Consider the following 3111-nt stretch of genomic DNA (forward strand, 5'->3'; position numbering starts at 1 on the left):
GCCGCAAGCTCTACCAACGCGCCGCCTCAGGCCAGCCCAGCCGCCGTTCCGCCATCAGCCACCGGGATGGAAAACGGTAGCACTGCCAACATGCGCGAGCCGCTTCCCGAGACCACCCTTCGCTCTCACACAAGTCAAGCTGTTCAGGAGAGCCTGCAGGGGATCGTCCGCCATCAGCTCGAGATGCTGGTGACACCGGCACTGCGCTGGGAAGGTGACGTCTGGAGCGGTCTTTTCATGGCTCTGATGATCCAGCTTCCGCCGGGACATCAAGACCGGTCTGGTGGCGAAGATACCGACCAGCAGCAGAGGAACGCCAGACAACAAGACTGGCACTCAGAAATCGATCTGGATATTGCCGGCCTTGGACGCTTGAAGGCCTCGTTGTGGATGAACGCGAACAGCGTGGAAATTGATTTGCGTGTGGCACATGACCGGTCTCGTCAAGAACTCGAGAAAGGCCTAGACAGCCTGAGAACTCGACTGGCCGGCCACGGCTTCGCGGAGATCAAGATCGACCTGAACCGGCTTGAAGAGGGACAGACACCATGACGGACAAGGACCAAGAGGGACGCCGTCAGGCCGTTGCCCTCGCCTATCACGACAGTGATGGCGCGCCACGGGTCGTGGCGCAAGGGTATGGAGAGCTCGCCGAGCGCATCATCTCGGAAGCCAGGCGCCAGGGGATTCACGTCCATGATGCACCAGAGCTTGTCGGCCTGCTGATGCAGTTGGACCTGGACGAGGCGATTCCACCACGGCTCTATCAGGTCATCGCAGAGCTGCTGGTCTGGGTATACGAACTCGCTCCAGAAGCGCCCCCAGACAAGCCCCGCGCGTGAAAGACCGCCCACCCAAGTAAAAATACGTATCTTAAAGTAAACATATGCAGTTTGCTAAGTTAAGCTTAACTTAGCAGATACACTCATATGAGCATGATTTTTCTCATCTTTTTTATCAGGTCTTACCAATAATGCCGGCCGGTCAGGGCTAGGCAACCCTTGAAGCTGATTGCATCTGTTTCTCAGCCACTGACAATACGCTCGGGTGAGATGTGCTGGCCTCGGAAGAGGACCTACGGGCACACGGCAAAAAAAAAAACCTCACATGGCCCAGACCATGCCAAAACGATTGAAAGCCGACAGGGAACTATGCAAATCAATAAATTAATTGACGAGATTCACGAGCTGAACCTCGCCTATCTGCTGCTTGCCCAGCGTCTGATCAATGAGGATCGGGCCTCAGCAAGGTTTCGCCTCAAGATCGATGACGAGATGGCGGATCTGCTCCAGGAGCTCAATGCTCGCCAGCTGACACGCCTTTCGCGCGTCAATCAGCTGCTTTGCCACTTTGGTCATGACAGCGCCGAGCAGCTACGCCAACTGACCCATAATCCCCGGGAACAGGGTCTTGCACAGTTCCATGCCTCGCTGCTGATGGCATCCCGACCGGCGGTCTCATCCGCTGCGGAGGGGTAAGGCATGTCCAACAAGAGCCTGCTACTGGAAATGCAACAGGTGCAGCTGGCCATCGACCTTATCGAGCTCGGTGCACGGCTTCAGGTCCTGGAGACCGAAACCGACCTGAGCCGGGCCCGCCTGATTCGCCTGTTCAAGGAAGTGCGGGGCATGTCACCGCCCAAGGGAATGCTGCCCTTCTCCACGGACTGGTTCATCACCTGGATGCCGAACATCCATTCCTCGCTTTTCTACAACATATTCTTGCGCTTGCAGGAAGATCATGGCTGCGAGCGAATGGAAGCCTTCATCAAGGCCTATCAGCTATATGCGGAACAGGTAGAGACCGATGACGCCGAGACCGTGCTGGGCCTGACTCGCGCCTGGACCCTGGTACGCTTCTTCGAGAGTGATCTGTTGCAGCTCTCGACCTGCACCCGCTGCGCCGGCCACTTCGTGGCGCATGCCTACAGCCCGGTTCATGACTATGTCTGTGGCATCTGCCAGCCACCCTCTCGGGCTGGCAAGACCCGCAAGCGCCAGCAGAGAGAGGGTGTCCAGGCCCAGGCCGTAGAACAACCGGCCGCCCTCGCCCACCACCACCTGGCCTGAACCACGCTCGGCAATGCCCCGCGGGGATGGATGTTCCCCGCGGCCCGCACGACAATTTTTTCCTCCCCCCTCAAGTCTCGTCCGTGACAGCCGATATTCGAAGAAGGACATCATTCATCGCCTCGCTAGGGGATACCGGCTGTGCTGATACCCATCGGATACCTTGTCGTCATCTTCTCCGTGTTCGGAGGCTTCGCACTGGCGGGCGGCCATCTGGGGCCGCTCTTCCAGCCCACGGAGTTCCTGATGATCTTCGGTGCCGGCATTGGGGCCTTCATCGCCGCCAACAACGGCAAGGCCATCAAGGCCACCTTGCGCATCTTTGCCCGGCTTCGCCGCTCCAACAAGTACGACAAGGCGCTCTACATGGAGCTGATGGCGCTGCAGTACAAGCTGCTCGCCAAGATTCGCCGAGACGGCATGCTGGGTATCGAGCGCGACATCGATAACCCCGGGGAGAGCGTTCTATTCAACGAACACCCGCGAGTACTCGCCGACCCTCTGATCATGGCCTTCCTCACCGATTACCTTCGCCTGATGGTGAGCGGCAGCATGGATCCCATGGAACTCGATGAGCTGATGCTCCATGAGATCGAGGTTTTCGAGCAGGAAGCGCATATCCCCGCCGATGCCATTGCCAAGGTGGGGGATGCCATGCCGGCTTTCGGTATCGTTGCCGCGGTGATGGGAGTAGTGAAGGCACTAAGCACTACTGATGCCGCTCCCGATGAGATGGGGCAGATGATTGCCCATGCCCTGGTCGGCACCTTCCTGGGCATCCTGGCCGGCTACGGCTTCGTCAACCCCCTGGCAAGCCGCGTCGAGCGGCAGGCGAAAGAGGTGGAGAAGATCTTCCAGTGCATGCGGGTCACCCTGCTGGCCAGCCTGCATGGTTATGCGCCTCAGCTGGCCGTGGAGTTCGGGCGCAAGGCGCTGCATACCGAAGAACGCCCCGGCTTCACCGAGCTGGAGGACTACGTTCGCAATGCCAAGGCAGGTGAAGGCGGCGCATGACCCCGAATCGCAGACCCATCATCATCCG

At 59.0% G+C, this 3111-nt stretch carries 5 protein-coding genes; all 5 read left to right on the plus strand.

Annotated elements, in window-relative coordinates; genetic code table 11:
- Positions 1-552 (plus strand): flagellar hook-length control protein FliK (locus tag RI841_RS14135; RefSeq protein ID WP_310706272.1); only part of this gene is annotated, 552 nt, incomplete at its 5' end.
- The gene (locus RI841_RS14140) at positions 549-842 is read left to right on the plus strand and encodes an EscU/YscU/HrcU family type III secretion system export apparatus switch protein (protein WP_310706273.1); all 294 of its coding nucleotides are present in this window, start codon (positions 549-551) and stop codon (positions 840-842) included. The genes RI841_RS14135 and RI841_RS14140, both read left to right, overlap by 4 nt.
- A 309-nt stretch (positions 843-1151) precedes the next feature.
- The gene (flhD, locus tag RI841_RS14145; protein WP_310706274.1) at positions 1152-1478 is read left to right on the plus strand and encodes a flagellar transcriptional regulator FlhD; all 327 of its coding nucleotides are present in this window, start codon (positions 1152-1154) and stop codon (positions 1476-1478) included.
- A 3-nt stretch (positions 1479-1481) separates the two neighbouring features.
- Entirely contained in the window at positions 1482-2069 is a 588-nt protein-coding gene (flhC, locus tag RI841_RS14150; RefSeq protein ID WP_310706275.1) for a flagellar transcriptional regulator FlhC, read from the plus strand.
- 141 nt (positions 2070-2210) lie between these two features.
- Positions 2211-3083, plus strand: coding sequence for a flagellar motor stator protein MotA (gene motA / locus RI841_RS14155; protein ID WP_310706276.1), 873 nt, complete (start codon positions 2211-2213; stop codon positions 3081-3083).
- The last annotated feature ends 28 nt before the right edge of the window (positions 3084-3111 follow it).

The organism is Halomonas sp. (assembly GCF_031581305.1).
Taxonomy (GTDB): Bacteria; Pseudomonadota; Gammaproteobacteria; order Pseudomonadales; family Halomonadaceae; genus Halomonas.